The sequence below is a fragment of the Enterococcus sp. E5-162 genome (assembly GCF_035725965.1).
Lineage (GTDB): Bacteria > Bacillota > Bacilli > Lactobacillales > Enterococcaceae > Enterococcus_B > Enterococcus_B lactis.
Map to the genome: position 1 here is coordinate 17826 of NZ_JAPRFV010000006.1, position 25852 is coordinate 43677.

A 25852-nucleotide genomic window follows, 5' to 3' on the forward strand; every position below is an offset into this window, starting at 1 on the left:
GCCTAATCTGGCTATCGTCCCACCCTCCAACTTTTATTAATATGGTTATATGATATTACTCTGTTACGATATTGTCTACTTCGATTGTTTGAGTGTCGCCTTTTTCAGCTGCATTCACTAATTGTTGTGCGTACATGATGAATGAATGTGAGCTGTGTGTAGCACCTGTAACAACTTCTACATCAGCAGGTGAGCCATCTTCTTCACCCATTGCTTTGACGAATTCATCGTTAAGAGTAGGGATGTAAGTTTTTGGTTCTGTTCCGCTTTTGGCTTTCATGTTTTCATTGTATTCTGTATCATCTTGTTTTGATTTACCGTCTTTGTCGATATAATCAAAGTTTGATTCAGTTACTTTGCCGCCAGCAACTGTCATTTCGAATTGCACACGGTAGCCGTTAGAGTAGTTCTTTTCCTCTAGCTTGTAAGTGCCGTCTTTCAAATCAGCACCATTGTCGATTTCGATTGTATCTGTGTTCCCAGCTTGAGCAGCTTGGATCAATTGTTGTGCGTAGTTTTGGAAGCTTTCAGATGAGTGAGTAGCTCCAGTTACGACTTCCACACCGCTTGCGCTTTGTGCTTTTAAGAATTGGTCGTTCAACTCAGGAATATATTTTTCTGGATTTGTGCCAGATTTTGCTTCCATGTTTTTGTTGTATTCTGCATCTTTTGTTTTTGATTCGCCGTTTTCATTGATGTTATCATATTTTGATTCAGTAATTTTACCGTCTTTTACAACCATTTCAAAAACTGCGCGGTAACCATTTGAATAATTTTTTTCTTCTAATTTATATGTGCCGTCTTGCAAGTCTCCGCCAGCAACAACTTTTGCAGATGATTCTGTTGTGCTTTTTGCAGTTGAAGATTGTGCTGTAGATGATTCAGAAGAAGAATTTGAACTTCCGTTATCATCTGCGCCGCAAGCGCCTAACACTAGAGCTGAAAATGCTAACACGGCAAATCCAGTTACAAAACGTTTTTTCTTCATTTTAATACCCCACCATTCCATTTTTAGTCCACAATTTTTCTTTGTGATTCATTATACATTCTAATCTTTTTAGCCTATAAGTCAACTATTTTTGATAAATAACCCGCGTAATATTTCAAACGTTTTCTTTCAGCAAATTTCGTGAAAAAACGCTTTATTTTAAAATTTGAAAAAAATCCAAAAGGAGTTAGACAAAAGAACAGAACATCTATATAATATATGGAGATTGTGTAATAAGTATCAAACTAAAAGAATTATCATATATTTATTATATAGATAGTCTATAAGGAGCGGATGATCAATGGCAAAGCAAAATATTGTCGTTGTAGGAGCAGGATATGCCGGTGTTTCAGCTACAAAATACTTGGCAAAAAAACTGAAAAAAGAAGATGTAGCAATTACTCTGATCGATCGTCATTCGTACCATACTATGATGACCGAGTTGCATGAAGTAGCTGGCGGACGTGTAGAACCAGAAGCAATCCAATACGATCTGCAGCATTTGTTTGCTCGTCAAAAGAATGTACAACTTGTCACAGATACAGTTGTCGGTATCGATAAAGAACAGAAAATCGTCAAGACCAAATTGAGTTCCTATCCTTTTGATCAGCTGATCCTTGGAATGGGCGGAGAGCCGAATGACTTTGGTACACCTGGTGTCAAAGCTCACGGATTCACCCTTTGGTCATTTGAAGATTCTGTAAGGATACGTGAACATATTGAGAAAACAGTAGCAAAAGCTGCGTTGGAACCAAATGATGAGTTGCGTAAAGCCATGCTGACTTTCGTTGTCTGTGGTTCTGGGTTTACCGGTATTGAAATGATTGGGGAACTGATTGACTGGAAAAATCGCTTAGCCAAAGATTACAAGTTGGATCCAAACGAGATCACACTGATGGTCGTAGAGGCAATGCCGACGATCTTGAATATGTTAGACCGAAATGATGCTGCAAAAGCTGAACGCTATTTGCGTAAGCACAATGTAGAATTATTATTGAATGCACCAATCGTAGAAGTGGCTGCGGATCATATCAAGCTGAAGGACGGACGCAACATTCCGACCCACACACTGATTTGGACAGCTGGTGTTAAAGGAACTTCTGATGCTGCTGATTTTGGATTAGAAGCAGCACGCGGACAGCGGTTGATCGCCAATGAATACATGCAGGCAAAAGGCTACGAAGATAAAAACATCTATATCATCGGTGATTTAGTCTTTTATGAAGAGTTTCCAGGAACACCGACACCGCAGATCGTCCAAGCTGCTGAACAAACAGGACACACAGCCGCAGCGAATATCGTGGCTTCGATCAAAGGCGGAGAAAAGCATAAATTTAAAGGAAACTATCAAGGATTTATGGTTTCTATTGGTGCCAAATGGGGGGTAGCTAACCTATTTGACAAGATCCATTTAAGCGGATTTTTAGCTATCGTAATGAAACATATCGTGAATTTGAAATACTTCTTTGATATTCGTTCTGGTTATTATATGTTCCAATATTTAATGCATGAGTTTTTCCATATCAAAGACGATCGCAACGTGACTCGAGGACATTCTTCTCGTTACGGTAACGTCTTATGGAGTGTGCCACTTCGTATTTTCTATGGTTTAGTTTGGTTCGTTGAAGCTTCCAAAAAAATCATTGGTAATGGTGAAGTGTTCAGACCAAGTACTTGGTTTGGTGAAGGATCATGGTTCACTGGAAACAGTGTATTTCCTTGGACGTGGGAATATAATGTAACAGATGTTGCCAGTGGTGCTTCTGCTGCTGGAGATGCAACCACAGCTGCCAGCGGAGCAGGGGCAAGTGCCGGAGAAGCAGCGACTCATGCTGCACATTTCGGTTTGAGTTATGCATACGGAGAAGAACCAATGGCTGTGATCGAGAAGTCACCAGACTGGTTCACGAAGATTATGCAAGTAATCATGCCAAATAATGATGTAGCAATGTTCTTCCAAAAATTTATGGTATTCTTTGAAATCGCCTTGGCATTAGCATTGATTGCTGGATTATTCACATGGCTATGCAGTGCGACAACGATCGTATTAGTGATCACATTCTGTTTATCAGGAATGTTTTATTGGGTAAACATTTGGTTCATTTTTGTTGCTTTCGCATTGATGAACGGCTCTGGTCGTGCGATTGGTTTGGATCGTTGGGTGATTCCGTGGCTACAACGTACACTAGGTAATTGGTGGTACGGTAGACCAAGTGCCCAATACGGCAAGAAATAAATAGATAAAAATAAATGAACAACGTTATTTGAATGCAAGATTTTCAATAGAAAGGGGCTGAGGCAAACCGTCGCAGCCTCCTTTTTATGTAAAACAAAGGAATAAGATGCCCGAGATAAACCTCCTGTTTTAAGCAAGACGTAAGTGTCACAACCTCTTGTTTTTATGCTAAAATTGGGTGAGTTAATCTGGAAAAAGGAGAACAAAAATGAGCCTTAAAGAATTTGCTGAAAAAAGTCTGCTCAAACCTTGGGATGTTTTTATTATTTTGCTTTTGACTGTTCTTTCTTTTTTACCAGTCATGATTTTTGGTCTTCAGCAAAATACCGCAACAGCAGAAAAAGAAGCGGTACTGCGTGTGGATGGCACAGAAATCAAAACATTCCCTTTGATGGTTGGAGAAAAGAGCTACACATATACTTACAAAGATAAACACGGAGATTATAACTTGATTGAGATAGATGGCGATCGAGTACGGATAAAAGAAGCAGACTGCGATGACCAGATCTGCGTACGTCGAGGCTGGGCAACGAAAAATGGTGAAACCATTGTTTGTTTACCACATAAATTAGTGATCGAGGTCCGATCTACAGATGGGGGTGACGAAGACAGTCTGATTTATTAGACCTTCACACACCATGAGCAAATTACAAAAAATGATTTATATTTCGCTACTTGTTGCACAAGGAGTGATCATTGGCTTATTGGAAAATATGATTCCTTATCCTTTTGCTTTTGCGCCTGGAGCAAAATTGGGCTTAGCCAACCTGATCACGATCGTTGCGATTTTTACCATGAAAAAACGGGACAGCTTCTTGCTATTGTGGCTGCGACTATTTCTGACTACCTTGCTAGGTGGAACGATTTCCACGTTCCTTTACAGCATGAGCGGTGCTCTGCTTAGTTATTTTGGGATGTTATTGGTCAAGCAATTAGGACCCAAACGTATCAGTATCATCGGGATCAGTGCGGCCGGTGGGTTCATGCATAATGTCGGTCAGCTTTTGATGGCCTCTTTCATTGCGCAATCATGGACAGTCATGCTGTACTTGCCAGTCCTTTCCGTTTTAGGAATATTGTCAGGAATCGCTATCGGAATCGCGGCGAATTATCTTTTACGACATGTGCAGACACTGCAACGATTCCAAAAAGATTATGAGCAGGGAACCAAACAACAATGGAGCCCGATGTTTACCAAAAAATAATCGTCACACAAGGAGTTTTTTTATGAAGCTACATCCAATGTGGGAAAACTATCCTGCTTTAAGTAAAGAATTGACAGAAACACTAAAACGGATGGAAGAAACTGTCCGTCTGAAAAACAAACCTGTCGAACAAGCAATCAAAGAAACGATCCATGCTGGCGGAAAACTGTTGCGACCTGCCTATCAGCTACTGTTCTCACAATTTGGACCAGAGCAAGACCGGGACAAAGCCATCGCTTTGGCAGCTTCCATCGAAATGCTCCATACGGCCACACTGATTCATGATGATATCGTTGATGAAGCAGATCTGCGGCGTGGTCAGCCTAATATCCGTAGTCAGTTTGGGAATGTCGTTTCTGTTTATGCAGGAGATTATTTATTCGTCTGCTGTTTTAAACTATTGTCTGATTACTCGACTTCCCTGAAAAGTCTTCAATTGAATTCTCGCAGTATGGAAAAAGTATTGAATGGCGAATTAGGGCAGATGGATGATCGCTATAATTATGAACTTTCTGTAAAAGAATATTTGGAGAATATCTCAGGTAAGACAGCTGAATTGTTCCAACTAAGTTGTTCTGTTGGCGCTTTTGAAAGTGGAACAAGCGAGCGTTTCGCAAAAAAAGCAGGAGATATCGGACTCTCTATCGGGATGGCCTTCCAAATTATCGATGATATTTTGGATTATACAAAAGAGAGTCAGGAAATCGGGAAACCTGTACTAGAAGACATGCGTCAAGGAGTCTATTCTTTGCCATTGATCTATTCTTTGCAAAAAAACAAACAGAGTTTACTGCCTTATTTAGAGAAGAAAACGGAAATGACAGAAGAAGATATTGAAGCTGTACGCAAAATCGTTGAACGTACAGGAGGTGTGGGAGAAGCCAAGAAATTAGCAGCAGCCTACACAGAAAAGGCGTTGAAAGAAATCAAGAAATTACCTGATACCTCTCTTCGAACGAGAGAAAATCTTTTTTCCCTTACTCAATTGATTCTAGACCGCAAAGACTGAACAGAAATTGGTGCAACACGTGGATAAATTCCTAAGGATGAAATCTACGTGTTTTTGGATCACTTGAAATGGCTTTTTTGATGTTAACAAGCAAAAATAAAGAGCAATGTCACTAACTGACGTTGCTCTTTATTTTTTATCTCGGTTCATTTTTTTATCTTTTCGACTTCTTATTACTCATGAAAGTGATTCTTAAACCGATTACAAGTAATATAACGCCTGCGATTGTTATCCAATTATTTGATTGACTTCCAGTTTTAGGAAGTACTTTTTTCGATTTATTTAAACGATCATCGCTTGTTTTATTAGCTAAGTTAACGTTCGTCTTGTTATCCGAACTTGTTCTTGAGAAAGAGACACTTGCATGACGACTATCACTTGTGATAAATGTTGTATCTGCCGTATCGATACTGTCACTTGAAGTGGTAGTAGAATCCGAGCTATCACTTGATGTGGTAGTTGTATCTGTACTATCACTTGTGGTAGTAGAATCTGTGCTATCGCTTGAAGTCGTTGTGTCGGTACTATCACTTGTGGACGTTGTATCCGAGCTATCGCTTGAAGTCGTTGTGTCAGTACTATCACTTGTGGTAGTAGAATCTGAGCTATCGCTTGAAGTCGTTGTGTCGGTACTATCACTTGTGGACGTTGTATCCGAGCTATCGCTTGAAGTCGTTGTGTCGGTACTATCACTTGTGGTAGTAGAATCTGTGCTATCACTTGATGTGGTAGTTGTATCTGTACTATCACTTGTGGTAGTAGAATCTGTGCTGTCACTTGTAGCAGTTGTATCTGTACTATCACTTGTGGTAGTAGAATCTGTGCTGTCACTTGTAGCAGTTGTATCTGTACTATCACTTGTGGTAGTAGAATCCGAGCTATCGCTTGAAGTCGTTGTGTCGGTACTATCACTTGTGGTAGTAGAATCTGTGCTATCGCTTGTAGCAGTTGTATCTGTACTATCACTTGTGGTAGTAGAATCTGTGCTATCGCTTGTAGCAGTTGTATCTGTACTATCACTTGTGGTAGTAGAATCTGTGCTGTCACTTGTAGCAGTTGTATCTGTACTATCACTTGTGGTAGTAGAATCCGAGCTATCGCTTGTAGCAGTTGTATCTGTACTATCACTTGATGTGGTAGTTGTATCTGTACTATCACTTGTGGTAGTAGAATCCGAGCTATCGCTTGAAGTCGTTGTGTCGGTACTATCACTTGTGGACGTTGTATCTGTACCGCCTGTACCATTGTCGCTGATAAATATTTCGTTAGGATCCCAACGATTGGTAGCCGCATCTAAAATCACATTTGTCCCTATAATCGTTCCATCTTGGTTTTGAGTAATGTGAATAGTGGCATTAGGCGCAAGGATTGTTCCTTGAAAAGGAGCACTGATTGTCAAACCAGTCATCTCATTTCCGAAATTCCAAGAGATATTCGCATCCGAAAAATCTTCTGTTTCATGATTTGAGCGATCGTTGTATTTGATTGGTGACTGTACGTTCAATGCAGAAGAACTGTTGATGACATTGAATACGACTACTTGATCACTTGGATTGATGATTTGAAGTGGCGTATTCATCGTTAACACTTCTGCGTCGATATTTACCAATAAAAATCCAGAATCTGATAGACCAGTCAAATCAATTATTCGATTATTCATGTCTGGAAAATCCGCAGCAGTATATGTTTTACCTGGGGTGGCAGTTGCAAGGTCATTTGCTGCTACATTCAATCTAGCAAACTCTTGCTCGAAATCAATATATTCGTTACCATCACGGTCTTTATAAAAATCATCCGGAGTTAAGTGATCAAGCCTTGATCCATTAACCGTAGGATGTCCATCTTGTAATGCTACATCCACATCACTACCAACGACAAATTTATTTACTCTTGTGTCGCCAGTAGGGATACCTGAAGAATTAATGAAAGAATCAGTTTTTTGTATATAATTGATCTCTTGGTTCAATAAGCCTTCATGAAGCTCTGTCCCAAAATTATTATTTGCATCCAGTTCATGTGTTGCTATATTTCCGTCTGTATGGGCATTAACTGTTGTCTTGTTTTTGGCAAATACATGGAATTAACCAGCAATTCCCAGCAAACCATAGTTACCAGTTAAATCATTATAAACATTCCCAGGATCTTTAGGAAATGTCTCCGCTGAAACAGCCACACCATACGAAAAGATGTTGAACAATAAAGTAACTAATATTAATAAACTTACCCTTTTTTTCATCTTTTCCCTTCCTTTCATTTCAAACATTTTCCTATTATACTCTTTTTTTCCTAGGCTTAAACTGTTCGTTTAAAAAATCATTGTTTATTTAAACAATATTAATGAATCATTCATTTTATTGATTTTTGTTCAAATGGAAAATAGAGAATATCTTTCTCTTTCAATCTCCAAACGATTCATACTAGTGACTGGAAAGTGTAAAAAATGAGGGGGTGTAGTAACATATAAGTAGAAATCCTAGAGTTAGGAAAAAGCAAGTAGGATAAATAAAAAGGAGGAAAATAGATGAATTATTTAGATATGTTATGCGAGAGCATAGACCGAGCATACGAGCGATTTGAACGTTTGTTTGAAGGTGTCTCTATTGAGGAGGCCAACCGTTTTCCAGTGGAAGACAGAGCCCCACAAATCAAATCAATGACTTGGCTGGCTTGGCATACCGCTCGAGAATTGGATTTCCAGATTGCTGATTTAGCCAGTACCTCTCCAATTTGGCACAGCCAAGATTGGGAAAGCCGATTTCCGATGAGAATAGCAGATGACGAACAAGATTGGAAGCACAGTCTGGAACGAGCAAAACAAATCCAAACTAATCAAGTAGAAGACTTGCTAGGGTACTTGCGGGCTGCTTCTGATTCTGCTCTTTCCTATTTAAGAGGGTTAGAACCTTCCGAGCTAGATGAAGTAATTGACGAAAACTGGACACCACCAGTCACGCGAGGGATGCGTCTTGTTTCTATTATTGATGATGCTGCCATGCACTCTGGTCAGGTGATCTATGCGAGACGTTTATTGGGATTGAAAGACTAAGACACTAAATAAAAAAGAACTTACGACAAAAACAAGTCGTAAGTTCTTTTTTGATTTTAGTTGATTGGCATCCATGATCTATATATAAGATCGAAAGCAGGATCTGATTTTCTCCTGCTGTTAGAAACGGCAATGATCGTGATTGGGTATTGTCCATGATGACGAATGTCCTCAGCTATGAATTCGGGTTCCGTTGTTGTAGCAATTAGAAAGTCCCATAGATAGAATTCGTAGTGACTGATACCGTAATGATCTACTGAAGGCTCCCAAGTAACTGTCGTGCTTCTTGGATTGAATGTATAGCGAATTCTTCCAGGCTGAGACGGTCGGTAATCAGGAATCGCTTGTTGGATGACGGTACCACTAAATTCAATTGAAGCACCGCCTGTGGTGTACCAGTGAAGATTGTTCGTACCAGCTTCATGCCAAATCACATTCTCTCCGTCATAGGTACCGGGATGATCAAAGACGATTTCAGGTAACTGCCCAAAACGATCTCTGATACGTAATGGAAATGGTGTATAGACAGTGGCGACAGATGGGCTGACTAATTGGTCTCTGGCGTTAAGAAAGCTTATTTCAGGCATGTTTTTCAAAGTGTCAATTGATGTCAATTTATTAGCAGTTAAAAAGACACTTCTCAAATTCACTAAACTTTCTAAAGGTTCGATCGTAGAAAGATTATTGTTTGAAAGACCTAAGGCTTCCAGTGTGGTGAATTGTGCGATCTTATTCAAGAATTGGAGTTGCGCCTCATTATTTAAGTAAGGGAAATCATTGTACCCTAACTCTAAGAGGGACAATTTTGGAAACTGTAATTGGTCATCCAATCGGCGGATTTGATTATGTGCTCCGTAAATTCTTTCTAGATTGACATGGTTCTTCAATGGTGAGATGTCTGCGACAAGGTTATAGTTGAACTCGATCATCTCCAAATTATGTAGATTGTATAGCTCTGTTAATGTAGGCACCTGATTTCTTGAAATCCATAGATGAGTTAAGGAGGTACAGATGGCTATTCCTCTTAGTGTAGTCAAACCGTTATTTACCAAGGACAACAGTTCAAGTGAAGGGACATCTTTTAGTGTCTCCAAACTGCTGATCTGGTTAGAATCTGCTCCGATAATTTTTATATTAAGAAGTTCTCCTAAAGGGGACAAATCAGACACACGGTTATTGTTGAAACGAAAGTTTTCTATATTCTTTGCATGTTCCATGCCTGACAAGTCTGCAATTTCCTGATTAGAGACATCTAATACGATCAAACTCTCCATATGTTTATCGGTAATCGGTTCGTTTTCACTTAAACCAAAGTGCTACTTCAAACAACGTTCCAAGTTCCTATCTTTGATTTGGATCGCTGTTTGGTTTTCAGGCTCGACCACTCGCGTAATGAAAGTAGATACAAGTGGGTCTATTTCTGAGGTGAGTATATTTTCTAGTTCTGTATTCATTTCTCTATGTACTGTTGCAACACTCGGTTGTCTTTCTGGTAAAGAGGTTCCTTCTACTTGTAGAGTAGGAATAGTAGTAAGGAATGTACTAACATAATAGTGAAGCCGTCAGTAAACGTGATTTTCTATTTTTCATTTCAAATCCCTCCATTTTCCATTGTAATCGGTTACTATTTCATCCTAATAAATAATCCAATAAGAAGGAAGTTCATTTAACTTTTCTGGTCATCCACATATTTCTGTAAAAGGAAAAAACTGTTCTAAGAGACCGTTCGGCATCTGATAAAGTAGTAACAGGTAGGCGGTTTTAACGAGAAAAACAAATAGAAAAATCAGATACCATTCGTTTGTTTTTGTAGATAAAACCATAATAGCTCTATCGATAAAAAAACGACAAAGGAGGGAGGCATTCTGATAAAGCGACATAAAAAAAAGCTTATCGCTGCTCTAGCGATCGTGACAACTATGCTTATTGGCTTTTTTATCTATGATCATTTTTGGAGAGAACCCGAAGTGATCATGAACTTAAACAGTGGAGACCAGTCATTTATCAAAGACATGTCAGAAGAAGAACTGCGCAATTTTCTACAGGAACAAGCAGACGGTGATTACGTACGATTGAAGTTAGATACAACGATGCGTTTTGATACTTCTGACGATCCGGGATCAGTGAATATCCAAAACCCGCCCAGCAATGAATATGCGATCAAAGTCACAACTTATATAGAAGGGGAAGACGAAGAGATTTATATCTCGGGTGTAATCCAGCCAGAACAATATGTGACGGAAGGAAAACTACTGCGAAAAGTTGAAGAAGGCACATACAAGACAGTTAGTACCGTCCAGTTTTTAGATGATGAATCAAACGTAGTCGGAACGTCTTCTGTCGTAGGGAAGTTAACAGTTGAAAGTTAACTGATAGCAAACATATATTTTTAGGAGGAAAAGAAATGAAATTATCTGCAAAAGTGATGGTGCCGGCACTTGCTTTATTAAGCACGGCGGCGATTGGGCAAACAGTAAGCGCTTATACATGGGTCGGAGGAGAACCTGATCCAAATACGGTGTATGATTCTGTCCAAAAACAAGACAATGCCACGATCCCAGCAGAAGGTACCTTCAAAGAATGGGACCCGACAGATCCGGGACCAGGACCAGAACCAACTGATCCAGTGGATTGGATCGATGTATCGATTCCGACAAAAGTGTTATTCGGACAAACAGATGCAACAGAAGGAAAGATCGTAGCGCCAATCTACCAAATCAGAAACAACTCGGTAAAAGGCGTGAAAGTCTCTGTTGGAAACTTCGTAAAAGGGCAAGATGCAGACAAAGTGCCGGAATTAGTGTTGAACATGGATAGGCGTAGTGGAGGACAACAGGTCGAGTTGTTGATACGAGGGAATTATATTGATTTCTGTTAAAATTTTTCGGTTCTTTTCGTTAAGTTTTTGTTTTGAAACCCAAAAATAGCGTTTTGGATGCTCCATTTTCTTTTGATTTTTATTTAACTTCGATAAGTGTTTTTCTAAGAAGCTAATCCTCGAATTTACTGTCTGCTTACTTGTGTTTACTTCTAATGCGTTCTTATTAAATTTTTCTATGATTTCAGAAAGTTTTTTGACATTGGAGTCGTTAGATAAGTTTATCAGAAGATTTTGACGCGTGTCTTGTGCGTTTTCTATTTTTTTTTGCAAAGTCTTTATTTTTGTTGCTTTAATTCTCATCTCTTTACTATTCTTAGGTTTCGTCTTTTGTAGTTCATTTAAAGTGTTCTTATATGTTTCGATTGTATAGATATGATTTTTAAATTCTTCTATCTGATTTTCATTCGGCATATGCGTACTCCCTCTCTATTTTATAGTTAGATATACATATGAAGGGTAGCATGATTTATCGGTGTGGCCGAAACGTCTTTTTCTGGTTAATGGAAAAAGTGTAGAGGGGCAGCGTGAGGGAGAATGGTATACGGAGGAAAGCGCAAAAGGACACTGCATAGAAATCGGTGTCCTCTTCATAGCGCTATTCTTATCAGGAACCGATAGAGGTAAGGCTGATTTCACCAGAAGATAGGCTCATTTCCTGTTCATTTGTTTGGACGATCAGTTCGCCATGATCGCCGATTTCTTTTGCAAGACCGACATAAGTCGTTCCTTTCTGATTGAACGACACGTTTTTTCCCAATACGAATGATTTTTCTTTATAAAAGGCCAATGCTTTTTTCGGTTGAGAAAGATAGGTGAACAATTCTTGCCAGATTTTGCTGATTAGCTGATTCCTTGTGATACTCGCTTGTCCATCAGGAAAGACAGAGGTGGCTTTTTCTTGGAGATCAGCTGGAAAATGATTTTGAGGAACAGAAAAATTCAGCCCAATCCCGATAATGATATGACTGATCCTGCCACTTTCCATATCACTGACTGCTTCAGATAAAATCCCACAGACTTTTTTTCCATCCATGTAGATGTCATTGACCCATTTGATCGAAGCAGAACGACCGACAACCGATTCAATGGCTTTCACACAGGCACTAGCTGCGATGATCGTATATTGAGGCAGTTCATCAAAACGTTTGTTTGGATGGAGCAAGAGACTCATGTAGATTCCTCGTCCAGGTTCGGCAAAAAAAGGTCGTCCAAAACGCCCACGAGCTTGTTCTTGTGTATCAGCAACAAATAACTTCGAAACAGAATCTCCGTGAACTGCTGCCAGTTTGGCATCTTTCATCGTAGATTCAGAAGTCAACATCGTTTGTACCTTCAAATCGGGAATAAAAGACCGTAGCTCTTGCTGGATTTCTTTTGCATCTAGTACGTCAGAGGGCAGGTAACGATACCCTGTAGGCCCGTGCTCAAAACGATAGCCTGCCTTTTCCAATTCTTTGATGGCTTTCCAAATACTTGTCCGGGAAACTTCCAGTTGCTGTGCTAACTTTTCTCCGGAAAGAAAATCTGGTGTCTCCTTCAATAAATGAAGTACTTTGTCTTTTGTTGTCATGGCACCAAGCTCCTTTCCCATCCATTCTATCAGGAAGAAGGAGAGAACAAAATAGTTTTCGAAGAAACAACGGTTGATACATAAAACAAAAACGAAAGAAGGAAAGAGAAAAAAGAAGAGGGTGGGCGTTCATTTTTCTCCCAGCCTCTTTCTGATTATGAAGATAAAAGTACTTGATCGTCTTTCAACGTCGTGCCGCTGTTTTGTTTGAACAACGCCAATAGTTGAGGTACTGTGAGTTGCTGTTTTTCCTCTTGCTGGATATCAACGACGATTCTTCCTTGATGCAACATGATCAGTCGATTTCCATAGCGGATCGCGTCTTCCATATCATGTGTGACCATGAAAGCAGTAAGATTCTGCTCGGTGATCAGCTTTTCTGTCAATTCCATCACCGTTTTGGAAGTAGCCGGGTCAAGCGCTGCGGTGTGCTCATCTAATAAGATTAGTTCTGGACGCTGCAATGTAGCCATTAACAGCGTGATGGCTTGACGTTGTCCCCCAGACAGCAAACCGATTTCTGAGGATAAACGATTTTCCAAACCCAAATTCAGCCGAGCCAGCTGTTCTTTGAAAAACGTTCGATCTTGCGGTTTGACACCACGAAAGAAGCCGCGCTTTTTTCCTCGTTTCATAGCAAGAGCGAGATTTTCTTCTACCGTTAAACGCACGGCTGTCCCTAGTTTAGGATCTTGGAATACGCGACTGATGGATTTCGAACGCTCAACAACGGATTTTTTCGTGATATTTTTTTCATTCAATAAAATCTGTCCCTGATCGACAGAAAATGTACCGGCGATGCTGTTCAGCAAAGTAGATTTACCTGCACCATTTCCGCCGATGATCGTCACGAAGTTACCGGGTTTCAGGGAAAGATTGATACCTTTCAGGACATGGTTTTCGTTGATCGTTCCTTTTTCAAAGGTATGATGGAGATTTTCCAATGTTAAGACGTCATTCATTTGACACTACCGCCTTTCTTTTTTTGAGATAAATGGAATTTTTGCTGAATCTGCGGGAAAGAAAGACAGATTACTAGCACGAAAGCAGAAGCAAGTTTCGAATCACTTGGCTCAACATTCAGTTCGAAGACTAACGCCAAAATAAAGCGGTAAATGACCGCACCTAAAACGACAGTCAAGAGACGGAGAAATAGTGGCTGGTTACGTAACAAAACTTCTGCAATGATGATGGAGGCAAGTCCGATCACAATTGTTCCAATACCAGAATTCAAATCAGCAAAGCCGTTGTTTTGTGCAAGCAAGGAGCCAGAAAGAGCAATGCATCCATTAGAGATCATATAACCGATGATCTTCATATTATCTGTATTGATCCCGTTTGCTTCGCTCATTGCCAGATTATCGCCAGTTGCACGAATGGCAAGACCTGTTTCAGTACGTAAGAACAAAACAAGTAAACATACAACGATCAAAGCAAAAAGCAGACCGACGATCAGTATAGCGTTATCTTTTGTTATGCCGAATGACTCGACCCAATGAAAGATCGTTGGCTGACCCAATAAAGAGATGTTCGGCGCACCCATCACACGGGATGTGACAGAGTATAAACCAGTCATGGTGATGATCCCTGCAAGAAGGGCGGGAATTTTTAATTTTGTGTGAAGCAGTCCGGAAACAAGTCCCGCTGCCGCACCTCCTAAAAATCCTAGGAGACAAGCTGTCAATGGATGATAGCCATTTGTAATACTTACTGCCGCAATCCCTGCACCTAAAGGAAAGCTTCCTTCAGCAGTCAAGTCGGCAATGTCCAAGATACGGAAAGTGACATACACACCAATCGCAAGTAGGGCCCATAAGACCCCTTGCGATGCAGATGATAAGAAAAGAGAGAGCAGATTTGTCATGAGAATCCTCCTGTGTTTTATTCAGCTTCTTTGATGCTGTCTGGATTGATGCCTAATGCTTTGGCCATGTCTTTATTGACATACAGTTCCAAATCATTCGCTGTTTCGACAGGAAGTTCACTTGGCTTCTTGCCGTCTAAGATTTTTGCTGCCATGATCCCCGTTTGTTTGCCCAAGCTTTCGTAATCGATTCCTACTGTTGCTAGACCACCGTCTTTGACTTGATCAACTGCGCCAGCAACGACAGGTGTTTTTGTTTCTTTTGCGACTTCACCGACAACACTTGCCGCACTTGCGAACGTGTTATCAGTAGGAATATAGATTCCATCTACATCTTTAGCTAGACTTTTCGTCACTTGTTGGACATCATTTGTGGAATTTGCTGTCAGTACTTTGACTTTTACGCCCGCTTTTTTCAATTCTTTTTCTGCCAAATCAGCTTGGATCTTAGAGTTGGCTTCACCGTTGTTATACATGATGCCGATTGTTTTGGCGTCTGGCACGATATTTAACAGTAAGCTGATTTGTTTTTCGATTGGCACCATATCTGTCGTGCCAGTCACATTGCCGCCAGGTTTTTCATTGGATGTGACTAAATGAGCTTGTTCCAAGTCTGTGACCGCTGTGACAGTCATCGGGATAGTGGTTGTTTCATTTAATAAAGATTGTGCTGCTGGAGTGGCGATCCCAAGTAGCAAATCAGGATCTTCTTTGACGAGTTTCTCACTCATGCTTTTCAGGTTGTCTTGGTTGTTTTGGGCATTTTGATAATCGATTGTTAGATTATCGCCTTCTTTATACCCTTCTTCTGCTAATCCTTCTTTGAATCCTTTATAGGCAGCGTCTAACGAGTTATGCTGTACAAGTTGCAATACGCCAATTGTTTTTTGTCCATCTGATGCCTCTGCGGAATTATCTTTTTGTGCGCAACCTCCTAAAGCTAGTAGCAGGGCAGCGCCTAATCCAATTAATATATTTTTTTTCATTTCTTTTTCCTCCTTAATTTTGGGAAACAAAAAATCCATTCAGACAAAATGTCCAAATGGATTGAAAAGTCGGAAAATAAATTGAAAAGTAGAATGCTTGATACTTTTACTTTGTATTTTCACTGCTCAGCCACTTAGCATTTTGTCTACGTGGCTTTTTGCTGCAATACAAAGTTCTTTAGCCATCATAGATACAAACTGTCGTTTAACGTTTGTATCCATCATGATGAATACAAACCTATCTAAAGTAGCTAAAGAAAAAGTTATTCAGTTGTGTTGGTACGATTTGCTTGATGTTGGTTCGCATAGAAGTTCCTCCACAAAATGAATTTTCTAAAGTATAACCGAGAAAAAACGGTCTGTCAATTAAGAATTGTCAGATAATTGAAAACATAAAATTGAAAACATTAAGAAAATATTGCGAAAAAGCAGAAGAAACGCCAGGAAGTGTTGACTTTTATAGAAAATAAGTGTAGTATATGAAGTTGCAAAAACTATCTGATGAAGAAAAGGCAGAAACGAAATATTGTCCGTTTCGGCTTTAATATAAGGAAACAAAAGTAGAAGCTCACGAAGTAAGGTTTCAAGAGAATGTTCTATTTTTGGTTTTTTTTTGCCTAAAAGCCGCAAAAAATGTCTGTTGTTACCTAGAAATAATATTTGAAATATTATTGTAACAATTGATCGGGTAGTCTTTTTGAATGACATTTTAGAGGGGTGAAGAGCTTGGCTGGACACGTAGTAAAATACGGAAAACATCGCGAACGTAGAAGTTTCGCAAGAATCAGTGAAGTGTTGGAATTACCAAATTTGATCGAAATTCAAACAGACTCTTACCAATGGTTCTTAGATGAGGGACTTAGAGAAATGTTTGAAGACATTTTGCCAATCGATGACTTCAATGGCAATCTATCTTTGGAATTTGTAGATTATGAATTGAAAGAACCAAAGTATACAGTAGCAGAAGCTCGTGCGCATGATGCAAACTACTCTGCACCATTACATGTAACATTGCGTTTGACAAACCGCGAGACTGGCGAAATCAAAGCACAAGAAGTATTCTTCGGTGATTTCCCATTAATGACAGAACAAGGAACATTCATCATCAACGGGGCAGAGCGAGTAATCGTTTCTCAGTTAGTCCGTTCACCAGGTGTCTATTTCCATGGAAAAGTCGACAAAAACGGAAAAGAAGGATTCGGTTCTACTGTTATCCCTAACCGTGGCGCTTGGCTAGAAATGGAAACTGATGCAAAAGACATCTCTTATGTACGTATCGACCGTACACGTAAGATTCCTTTAACCGTATTAGTTCGTGCGTTAGGATTTGGTTCCGATGATACGATCTTTGAAATCTTCGGCGACAGCGAAACATTACGCAATACAGTCGAAAAAGACTTGCATAAAAACGCAAGCGACTCAAGAACAGAAGAAGGTTTGAAAGACGTTTACGAACGTTTGCGTCCAGGCGAACCAAAAACAGCAGACAGCTCACGTAACTTGCTGAATGCTCGTTTCTTCGATCCAAAACGTTACGACTTAGCAAACGTTGGTCGTTATAAAGTAAACAAAAAATTAGATTTGAAAACACGTCTATTGAATCTGACATTAGCTGAAACATTAGTTGATCCAGAAACAGGCGAGATCATCGTTGAAAAAGGAACAGTCTTGACTCACCAAGTCATGGAAACATTAGCTCCTTTCATTGATAACGGTCTAAATTCAGTGACTTACTATCCATCAGAAGATGGTGTGGTCACAGATCCAATGACTGTCCAAGTCATCAAAGTATTTTCACCAAGAGATCCTGAACGTGAAGTGAACGTGATTGGAAACGGCTATCCAGGAGCAGCTGTAAAAACAGTTCGTCCAGCCGACATCATTGCTTCAATGAGCTATTTCTTGAACTTGATGGAAGGTATCGGCAATGTTGATGATATCGACCACTTAGGAAATCGTCGTATCCGTTCAGTCGGCGAACTTTTACAAAACCAATTCCGTATCGGGCTAGCACGTATGGAACGTGTGGTACGTGAAAGAATGTCGATCCAAGATACTGAAACATTGACACCTCAACAATTGATCAATATCCGTCCAGTTGTGGCAAGTATCAAAGAATTCTTTGGTTCTTCTCAGTTGTCACAGTTCATGGATCAAACAAACCCTCTTGGCGAATTGACACACAAACGTCGTCTTTCAGCCTTAGGACCTGGCGGATTGACTCGTGACCGTGCCGGTTATGAAGTTCGTGACGTTCACTACTCCCACTATGGCCGTATGTGTCCGATCGAAACTCCTGAAGGCCCAAACATCGGGTTGATCAATAGTTTGTCCAGTTATGCGAAAGTAAATAAATTCGGATTTATCGAAACACCTTATCGTCGTGTAGACCGCGAAACTGGTCGTGTTACTGACCAAATCGACTACTTGACAGCAGATATCGAAGACCATTACATCGTAGCCCAAGCAAACAGCCCATTGAATGAAGATGGAACATTTGCTCAAGACGTTGTTATGGCTCGTGCTCAAAGTGAAAACTTAGAAGTATCTATTGATAAAGTAGACTACATGGACGTATCACCTAAACAAGTAGTTGCCGTTGCGACAGCATGTATTCCTTTCTTGGAAAACGATGACTCCAATCGTGCCTTGATGGGTGCCAACATGCAGCGTCAAGCAGTGCCGTTGATCAATCCTCAAGCACCATGGGTTGGTACTGGTATGGAATACAAATCAGCGCATGACTCAGGAGCTGCTTTGTTATGTAAACATGACGGTGTCGTTGAATACGTTGATGCTTCTGAAATCCGCGTACGCCGCGACAACGGTGCATTAGATAAATACGATGTAACAAAATTCCGTCGTTCAAACTCCGGAACAAGCTACAACCAACGTCCAATCGTTCATTTGGGTGAGAAAGTCGAAAAAGGGGATACTCTGGCAGACGGACCATCTATGGAACAAGGCGAAATGGCTCTAGGTCAAAACGTTTTAGTTGGTTTCATGACTTGGGAAGGGTACAACTATGAAGATGCGATCATCATGAGCCGTCGTTTGGTAAAAGATGACGTATACACTTCTATTCATATTGAAGAATATGAATCAGAAGCCCGCGATACAAAATTAGGACCTGAAGAAATCACACGCGAAATCCCTAATGTTGGGGAAGACGCATTGAAAGATTTAGACGAAATGGGTATTATCCGTATCGGTGCAGAAGTCCAAGATGGCGATTTGCTTGTAGGGAAAGTCACGCCAAAAGGGGTAACAGAATTATCTGCAGAAGAACGTCTATTGCATGCGATCTTTGGCGAAAAAGCTCGTGAAGTCCGCGATACATCATTACGTGTACCGCATGGCGGCGGCGGGATCGTTCACGATGTGAAAATCTTTACTCGTGAAGCTGGAGATGAATTGTCACCAGGCGTAAACATGTTAGTTCGTGTTTATATCGTTCAAAAACGTAAAATCCATGAAGGTGATAAAATGGCCGGTCGTCACGGAAATAAAGGGGTTGTATCCCGTATTATGCCGGAAGAAGATATGCCATTCCTACCTGATGGAACACCAATCGATATCATGCTGAATCCTTTAGGGGTGCCTTCACGTATGAACATCGGACAAGTATTGGAATTACACTTGGGTATGGCTGCACGTCAGTTGGGTATCCACGTAGCAACGCCAGTATTCGATGGTGCAAGTGATGAAGACGTATGGGAAACAGTTCGTGAAGCCGGTATGGCCAGCGATGCGAAAACTGTTCTGTACGACGGACGTACAGGTGAGCCATTTGACGGACGTGTGTCTGTCGGTGTAATGTACATGATTAAACTTGCTCACATGGTTGATGACAAATTGCATGCACGTTCAATCGGACCTTACTCATTGGTTACACAACAACCATTGGGAGGTAAAGCTCAATTTGGTGGACAACGTTTTGGTGAAATGGAAGTATGGGCACTGGAAGCTTACGGTGCGGCTTATACTTTACAAGAAATCTTGACATACAAATCAGATGACGTAGTCGGACGTGTGAAAACATACGAAGCAATCGTCAAAGGTGAACCAATTCCAAAACCAGGTGTACCGGAATCCTTCCGCGTATTGGTGAAAGAATTGCAATCACTAGGTCTGGACATGCGTGTCTTGGATATCGAAGAGACAGAAATCGAACTTCGCGACATGGACGATGAAGACGACGATTTGATTACTGTTGATGCTTTGACAAAATTTGCCGAACAGCAAACTGCCAAAGAATTAGAAAAGAAAGCTGCTGAACAAGTGGAAGATGAAAGAGACGATGTCATCCAAAACTTTGAAACCGCAGAAGATAATTTAGACTAATCCGGTCTATGAGCTGCAAGGCGGTCGAAGATCAGCCGTCTTGCGGTTTGCCATTAAATGAAATGGAGGGAACCCCTTTTGATCGATGTAAATAAATTCGAAAGTATGCAAATAGGTTTGGCTTCTCCCGAAAAAATCAGAAGCTGGTCTTACGGTGAAGTAAAAAAACCTGAGACGATTAACTATCGTACCTTAAAACCTGAACGCGAAGGGTTGTTCTGTGAGCGGATTTTTGGTCCTACAAAAGACTGGGAATGTGCCTGCGGAAAATACAAACGTATCCGTTATAAAGGAATCGTTTGTGATCGATGCGGAGTGGAAGTTACTCGTTCGAAAGTTCGCCGTGAACGCATGGGACATATTGAATTAGCAGCTCCTGTTTCACATATCTGGTACTTTAAAGGGATTCCTTCACGTATGGGTCTTGTATTAGACATGAGCCCACGCGCTTTGGAAGAAATCATTTATTTTGCTTCATATGTGGTTATCGAACCAGGAAACACGAATTTAGAGAAAAAACAATTGTTGACAGAACGCGAATATCGCGAAAAACGTGAACAATATGGACAAGAATTCCAAGCTGCTATGGGTGCAGAAGCGATCAAACAATTACTTGATAATGTTGATCTAGATGCAGAAGCAGCCGAATTGAAAGAAGAATTGAAATCTGCACAAGGACAAAAACGTACACGTGCAATCCGCCGGTTGGATATTTTAGAAGCATTCCGCGCTTCAGGAAATCAACCAAGCTGGATGGTTATGGATGTTATCCCTGTTATTCCACCAGATTTGCGCCCAATGGTTCAATTAGAAGGTGGACGTTTTGCAACAAGTGACTTGAATGATCTTTACCGTCGTGTCATCAACCGTAATAACCGTTTGAAACGTTTATTAGACTTGAACGCACCTGGAATCATCGTTCAAAACGAAAAACGCATGTTGCAAGAAGCAGTAGATGCATTGATCGATAACGGTCGTCGCGGACGTCCAGTAACTGGACCAGGTAACCGCCCATTGAAATCTCTTTCTCATATGTTGAAAGGGAAACAAGGTCGTTTCCGTCAAAACTTGCTAGGTAAACGTGTGGACTACTCCGGTCGTTCCGTTATCGTTGTTGGACCTTTCTTGAAGATGTACCAATGTGGACTTCCAAAAGAAATGGCCATTGAATTATTCAAACCATTCGTGATGCGTGAGCTTGTTCAACGTGAACTAGCTTCAAACATCAAAAATGCGAAACGTAAAATCGAACGTCAAGAAGACGAAGTATGGGATGTTTTAGAAGACGTAATCAAGGAACACCCAGTATTGCTGAACCGGGCACCTACGCTTCACCGACTTGGTATCCAAGCATTCGAACCAGTTTTAGTACAAGGACGCGCAATCCGTTTGCATCCACTTGTATGTGAAGCTTATAATGCCGATTTCGATGGAGACCAAATGGCTGTCCACGTGCCATTGAATGAAGAAGCACAAGCAGAAGCACGTATGTTGATGTTAGCTGCTCAAAACATCTTGAACCCTAAAGATGGTAAACCAGTTGTTACTCCTTCTCAAGATATGGTTCTAGGTAACTACTACTTAACAATGGAAGAAGAAGGACGCGAAGGCGAAGGAATGGTCTTCAGAGATCAAAACGAAGCCGTTATCGCATGGCGCAACGGATACGTTCATTTACATTCACGTATCGGTGTGAACCCTAACTCATTAGGAGAAAAACCATTTACTGAATGGCAAAAAGAACGTACGATGATCACAACAGTTGGTAAGATCATCTTCAACGAGATCATGCCTCCTGAATTCCCTTATCTGAATGAACCAACAGACTTCAACTTGACCGTCCAAACACCGGACAAATACTTCGTTGAAGCTGGTACGGATATTCCTGCACATATCAAAGAGCAAGAATTAGTGTTACCGTTCAAGAAGAAAAACTTAGGGAACATCATCGCAGAAGTCTTCAAACGATTCAAAGTAACAGAAACTTCTAAGATGCTTGACCGTATGAAAGACTTAGGGTACAAACATTCAACACATGCCGGTATCACAGTAGGGATCGCTGACATCAGTGTACTGAATGAAAAACAAGAAATCATTGAAAATGCCCATAAACAAGTTGAAACTATTACAAAACAATTCCGTCGTGGTCTGATTACAGATGACGAACGTTATGAACGTGTCATTGCTGTTTGGAACGCTGCAAAAGACAGCATCCAACAAAAACTGATGGAAGGTTTGGAAGCGAAAAACCCAATCTTCATGATGTCTGATTCTGGAGCTCGTGGGAACATTTCCAACTTTACACAGCTTGCCGGAATGCGTGGTTTGATGGCCGCTCCTAATGGTCGAATCATGGAATTGCCAATCATTTCAAACTTCCGTGAAGGACTATCTGTCTTGGAAATGTTTATCTCAACTCACGGGGCTCGTAAAGGGATGACCGATACAGCCTTGAAGACTGCCGATTCAGGTTACTTGACTCGTCGTCTGGTTGATGTGGCTCAAGATGTAATCATTCGTGAAGAAGATTGCGGGACTGACCGAGGTCTTGAGATCCAAGCAATCCGTGAAGGAAATGAAATCATCGAATCATTAGAAGATCGTTTAGTGGGACGTTACACTCGTAAAGAAGTACGTCATCCTGAAACAAATGAATTGATCATCGCAGGAAACCAATTGATTTCCGAAGACATCGCAAAACAAATCGTTGATGCAGGTGTCGAAACAGTGACAATTCGTTCTGTCTTCACATGTAATACAAAACATGGTGTCTGCAAACATTGTTACGGACGCAACCTTGCAACTGGCTCTGACGTTGAAGTCGGCGAAGCAGTTGGTACGATCGCCGCTCAATCAATCGGTGAACCTGGTACTCAGTTGACGATGCGTACATTCCATACAGGTGGGGTTGCCGGAGACGATATCACTCAAGGTCTTCCTCGTGTCCAAGAAATCTTTGAAGCACGTAATCCGAAAGGGCAAGCAGTGATCACAGAAGTAACAGGGGATGTCATCGATATCTCAGAAGATCCTGCAACACGTACCAAAGAAGTAACAATCAAAGGAAAAACAGATACACGTACGTATACTGTTCCTTATACAGCACGTATGAAAGTAGCAGAAGGCGATATGATCCACCGTGGCGCACCATTGACAGAAGGATCAATCGATCCAAAACAATTGTTGCAAGTCCGCGATGTATTATCTGTTGAAAACTACTTGCTTCGTGAAGTACAACGCGTTTACCGTATGCAAGGGGTAGAAATCGGCGACAAGCATATCGAAGTAATGGTTCGTCAAATGCTGCGTAAAGTTCGTGTAATGGATCCAGGTGATACAGATATCTTACCAGGTACATTATTAGACATCGCAGACTTTAAAGATCAAAACTACAATACGCTAGTCTCAGGAGGCGTTCCTGCAACTTCTCGACCTGTCTTGCTAGGTATCACAAAAGCATCATTAGAAACAAATAGTTTCTTATCTGCTGCATCATTCCAAGAAACAACTCGTGTCTTGACGGATGCTGCGATCCGCGGTAAGAAAGATCCTCTTCTTGGTTTGAAAGAAAATGTTATTATCGGTAAGATCATCCCAGCTGGTACTGGTATGCAACGTTACCGTGACATGGAACCAAAAGAAGTCGGTGTAGCAAGCGAAAATGTCTACAGTATTTCAGATATTGAAGCGCAAATGGCTGCAGAAGATGCAATGAACAATCAAACAAAATAGAGGTTGTGACAGAAGTGGTCAGCTTCAAGAAATAAGAAAGAATTTACGAAAATTGCTTCTCAAATTTTTGTGAAATTTCGGCTTATTTCCGAAGAAGTTACTTCTGGAATACCGTGTATAAGAGGTTGTGAAATCAGCGTTTTGACCTGAGTATTAGAGAAATAAACGGAAAAATAGTTCCTCATATTTTGCCGTTTGTTGAACTAATACCGAGGGTCAGCTGATTGAACACCGTTTATTCGGAAAAAGGGATTGTGACAAAATCTTGTCACAATCCCTTTTTTTGCTCATACGAAGTAGCTTCCCTCTCATTTGTTTGGTTAGAAGAAAGAGTGGGAGATGATTTTGAAGCTACAGGTTTTGCTATATCAGCTGACTGTTCATTACCTATCATTTCTTGATATATATAAGAAATTGCGGATCTAGATAGACCGAAAAACGATGCAATATGTCTTTGTTTGATATCAGGTATTGTTAAGGCTTGTTGGACTTGATTACGTAATTCTTGTGATATAAATCGCCCTTGTTTGCTGGAAACTTCGCCAATTCTCTCACGCAAAAGCTGATGAGTATATCGTTTATCAATGATATCATACTCTTTTTCAAATTTTTTTTGGGACATAGTATTTACTGTAGACTTGGATACGCCAAAAAATAAGGCAATCTGACTTTGATTAAGATCAGGCAATGTTAAGGCTTGTTGGATTTGATCGTACACTTCTTGCGGTATTCGTTTTTCTCTTCCTTTTTGAAAAGAAACATTGCCAAATATCTCATATAGACGCTGCTGAGCACTATTTGCAACATTTCCTTCTACTGAACTGTCCATTTTTTGCTTATCCGCAACAAAGGCTGACTCTGAACCAGCAGAAGTAGATGGGGTTGGTTCTTCGACTGCTTGTTGATGGAGGATCGAATCGGGCAATATTTCCGCTAGTTCATTGATGACTTGCCTCTCGTTTTCGCTGAGCGTTAGAGAATCATCCTTTGAAGGAAAATCAAATTCGTGTGAAGGAAAATCAAATTCATGTGAAAGAAAATCAAATTCGTGGGGTGTTGCTGGAGGCGTTTTTATTTTTTTGTTCGCTTTAGTTAATAGTTCATCAAATGCAATAAAGTCAGTGGGTGTATCTGAATGTTTTCTTTTTGCTTTAGGCATAGTTATCCCTCCGATAATATGGATTTATTTATTCGCATGAAAAAATAAAGGTACATAATTTTGGGATAAGCATACCATATAAAACTTATACACAACGTGGTTGAAAAGACAACTTTTTCTTTCCTGTGGAAAAAATGATTCAATACAATTGTCATAGTTATCCACAACCAATTGAAAAAGAAGGAAAATGAAGAAAAATCTGCTAAAAATACCGGGAGGGGGTAAAAAACGAGCAAAATAATTTTAATTATCTATAAAACAGGTATGATGAGAAAAAAGGGGGATTTTATATGACAAAAAAAGCAGTTTTCGCAGGCGGATGCTTTTGGTGTATGGTCAAACCATTTGAAGAGCAGCCAGGTATCATTTCTGTGACATCCGGTTATACAGGCGGGCATGTACCAAATCCAACTTACGAACAAGTAACAACAGGCACAACAGGGCATACAGAAGCCGTAGAGATCGAATATGACCCAGAAGTTATTTCTTATGATCAGTTGGTGGAAATCTATTGGCAGCAAACCGACCCGACTGACGCGTTAGGACAGTTCGCTGATCGTGGTGATTCTTATCGACCAGTGATCTACTATAGTGATGAAGAAGAACGAAACATTGCAGAGCGTTCAAAACAAGCACTGCAAGACAGCGGACGATTCGATAAGCCAATCGTGACAAAAATCGAACCAAGAAGCGAATTTTATCCTGCAGAAGATTATCATCAGGATTATTACAAGAAAAACAAGCTCCATTACAATCTTTATCGAGAAGGTTCTGGACGTGCCGGTTTCATTCGTCGACATTGGGGCGACAAGAAATAAGAAGCCGAAAAAGC

The 25852-nt window shown here is 40.5% G+C and carries 18 protein-coding genes and 1 pseudogene; 10 read left to right on the plus strand and 9 right to left on the minus strand.

Translation table 11 applies throughout. The features are described from left to right. Positions 1–55 precede the first annotated feature (55 nt). Positions 56–988, minus strand: coding sequence for an extracellular electron transfer flavoprotein PplA (pplA, locus tag OZZ83_RS07370; RefSeq protein ID WP_325066033.1), 933 nt, complete (start codon positions 986–988; stop codon positions 56–58). 301 nt (positions 989–1289) lie between these two features. On the opposite strand from pplA, the gene OZZ83_RS07375 reads away from it, so the two are divergent. The 4 genes from OZZ83_RS07375 (at position 1290) to OZZ83_RS07390 (ending at position 5438) form a co-directional block, all read left to right on the plus strand. Beyond that, on the plus strand, positions 1290–3224 hold the full coding sequence (locus OZZ83_RS07375) for an NAD(P)/FAD-dependent oxidoreductase (protein ID WP_002347984.1): 1935 nt from the start codon (positions 1290–1292) through the stop codon (positions 3222–3224). Between the two features lie 208 nt (positions 3225–3432). Continuing rightward, positions 3433–3849, plus strand: a complete 417-nt coding sequence (locus OZZ83_RS07380; protein ID WP_278023526.1) for a NusG domain II-containing protein — start codon at positions 3433–3435, stop codon at positions 3847–3849. A gap of 13 nt (positions 3850–3862) precedes the next feature. Beyond that, positions 3863–4429, plus strand: coding sequence for a Gx transporter family protein (locus OZZ83_RS07385; RefSeq protein WP_002310572.1), 567 nt, complete (start codon positions 3863–3865; stop codon positions 4427–4429). Positions 4430–4451: 22 nt separating this feature from the next. Continuing rightward, positions 4452–5438 (plus strand): polyprenyl synthetase family protein, encoded by a 987-nt coding sequence (locus OZZ83_RS07390; protein ID WP_002310571.1) that lies wholly within the window; start codon positions 4452–4454, stop codon positions 5436–5438. A 154-nt stretch (positions 5439–5592) separates the two neighbouring features. Here the strand turns inward: OZZ83_RS07390 and scm are convergent. Next, positions 5593–7674, minus strand: a pseudogene (gene scm, locus OZZ83_RS07395) (collagen-binding MSCRAMM adhesin Scm). 285 nt (positions 7675–7959) lie between these two features. Between scm and OZZ83_RS07400 the strand changes: the two are divergent. Continuing rightward, entirely contained in the window at positions 7960–8484 is a 525-nt protein-coding gene (locus OZZ83_RS07400) for a mycothiol transferase (RefSeq protein ID WP_002310568.1), read from the plus strand. Between the two features lie 56 nt (positions 8485–8540). Here OZZ83_RS07400 and OZZ83_RS07405 read toward each other — a convergent pair whose 3' ends face one another. Continuing rightward, positions 8541–9749, minus strand: coding sequence for a leucine-rich repeat domain-containing protein (locus OZZ83_RS07405; protein WP_325066034.1), 1209 nt, complete (start codon positions 9747–9749; stop codon positions 8541–8543). Positions 9750–9800: 51 nt separating this feature from the next. Continuing rightward, the gene (locus OZZ83_RS07410; RefSeq protein ID WP_278023531.1) at positions 9801–9938 is read right to left on the minus strand and encodes a hypothetical protein; all 138 of its coding nucleotides are present in this window, start codon (positions 9936–9938) and stop codon (positions 9801–9803) included. Positions 9939–10457: 519 nt separating this feature from the next. Between OZZ83_RS07410 and OZZ83_RS07415 the strand changes: the two genes are divergently transcribed. Continuing rightward, positions 10458–10853 (plus strand): hypothetical protein, encoded by a 396-nt coding sequence (locus OZZ83_RS07415; protein WP_325066041.1) that lies wholly within the window; start codon positions 10458–10460, stop codon positions 10851–10853. 35 nt (positions 10854–10888) lie between these two features. Further along, positions 10889–11362, plus strand: coding sequence for a hypothetical protein (locus OZZ83_RS07420; RefSeq protein WP_278023533.1), 474 nt, complete (start codon positions 10889–10891; stop codon positions 11360–11362). Between the two features lie 607 nt (positions 11363–11969). On the opposite strand, the gene OZZ83_RS07425 is transcribed toward OZZ83_RS07420, so the two are convergent. The 4 genes from OZZ83_RS07425 to OZZ83_RS07440 all read right to left on the minus strand — a co-directional run bounded on the left by OZZ83_RS07425 (position 11970) and on the right by OZZ83_RS07440 (position 15785). Then, positions 11970–12935: a biotin--[acetyl-CoA-carboxylase] ligase gene (locus tag OZZ83_RS07425; RefSeq protein ID WP_325066035.1), complete on the minus strand. Its 966-nt coding sequence runs from the start codon at positions 12933–12935 to the stop codon at positions 11970–11972. Between the two features lie 155 nt (positions 12936–13090). Then, positions 13091–13897 (minus strand): ABC transporter ATP-binding protein, encoded by an 807-nt coding sequence (locus OZZ83_RS07430; RefSeq protein ID WP_278023537.1) that lies wholly within the window; start codon positions 13895–13897, stop codon positions 13091–13093. Then, on the minus strand, positions 13894–14799 hold the full coding sequence (locus tag OZZ83_RS07435) for an ABC transporter permease (RefSeq protein WP_325066036.1): 906 nt from the start codon (positions 14797–14799) through the stop codon (positions 13894–13896). The genes OZZ83_RS07430 and OZZ83_RS07435 overlap by 4 nt, the downstream gene beginning before the upstream one ends. A 17-nt stretch (positions 14800–14816) precedes the next feature. Beyond that, a complete protein-coding gene (locus OZZ83_RS07440) occupies positions 14817–15785 on the minus strand; it encodes an ABC transporter substrate-binding protein (RefSeq protein ID WP_002314279.1) in 969 nt (322 codons plus the stop codon). A gap of 726 nt (positions 15786–16511) precedes the next feature. Between OZZ83_RS07440 and rpoB the strand changes: the two genes are divergently transcribed. Further along, the gene (rpoB, locus tag OZZ83_RS07445) at positions 16512–20129 is read left to right on the plus strand and encodes a DNA-directed RNA polymerase subunit beta (protein ID WP_278023541.1); all 3618 of its coding nucleotides are present in this window, start codon (positions 16512–16514) and stop codon (positions 20127–20129) included. A 78-nt stretch (positions 20130–20207) separates the two neighbouring features. Further along, on the plus strand, positions 20208–23861 hold the full coding sequence (gene rpoC / locus OZZ83_RS07450; protein ID WP_002295965.1) for a DNA-directed RNA polymerase subunit beta': 3654 nt from the start codon (positions 20208–20210) through the stop codon (positions 23859–23861). Positions 23862–24129: 268 nt separating this feature from the next. Here rpoC and OZZ83_RS07455 read toward each other — a convergent pair whose 3' ends face one another. Then, positions 24130–25020: a hypothetical protein gene (locus OZZ83_RS07455; protein WP_325066037.1), complete on the minus strand. Its 891-nt coding sequence runs from the start codon at positions 25018–25020 to the stop codon at positions 24130–24132. 290 nt (positions 25021–25310) lie between these two features. Here OZZ83_RS07455 and msrA point away from each other — a divergent pair, with 290 nt between their 5' ends. Beyond that, positions 25311–25838: a peptide-methionine (S)-S-oxide reductase MsrA gene (gene msrA / locus OZZ83_RS07460; RefSeq protein WP_002310548.1), complete on the plus strand. Its 528-nt coding sequence runs from the start codon at positions 25311–25313 to the stop codon at positions 25836–25838. Positions 25839–25852: the final 14 nt, after the last annotated feature.